We start from the raw sequence: 651 nt of genomic DNA on the forward strand, positions 1-651 counted from the left end.
CCACCTGCTCCACCGTGATGTGGCCCTCGACGTCGCGCACCAGCGTGCGGAACACCTCGGCATGGTGGGCGCGGCGCAGCGTGTCGAGCAGCGACTCTTCATCGGCCTGGCCGGAGCGCTCCCAGGCCTCGTGGCGCGCCTCCAGGTCGGCGATGAATTCGGTGGCGTCGAAGCGGCCGTGCAGCAGGCGCTCGTCGGCCAGCTCGTCGATCACGCCCGGGTGCTGCATCAGGTAGCGCATCGGCCAGCGCGCCAGGCCGAGCAGGCGCAGCAGCCGGTTGTGCACCTCGGGCCGCTCGACCAGCAGCGCGAGGTAGCTCTCGCGGCGCAGCAGCGGCTCGACCCAGTCGACGAAGCGCGCCGCGGCGTCCATCGTGCAGCGCCGGTCGCCGACGGCCTCGACCGTGCGCGTGATCAGCCGCGCCAGCCGCACCTTGCTGTCGTCGCGCAGCGCGCGGATCTTCGGCTGGCCGCACCAGCTGCGCACGCGGCTGGCGATCTCCGGCGGCAGCTTCTCGATGAAGTCCTCACTGTCGACCGGCTGCGGCGGCGGGCCGCAGGTCTTGCAGCTGCCGGCCTTCTTGCCGGGCGGGCAGGCGGCGGGCGCCTGGCCTTCGTGCAGCAGCGCGTCGAATTCGAGCGCGACCATCT

The 651-nt window shown here is 72.8% G+C and carries 1 pseudogene; it reads right to left on the reverse strand.

Annotated features, from left to right (window positions below):
* A pseudogene (locus AC1D15_RS35930) lies at positions 1 to 651 on the reverse strand (bifunctional [glutamate--ammonia ligase]-adenylyl-L-tyrosine phosphorylase/[glutamate--ammonia-ligase] adenylyltransferase); the annotation flags it as partial.

Source organism: Rhizobacter sp. P2_H2 (assembly GCF_056403375.1).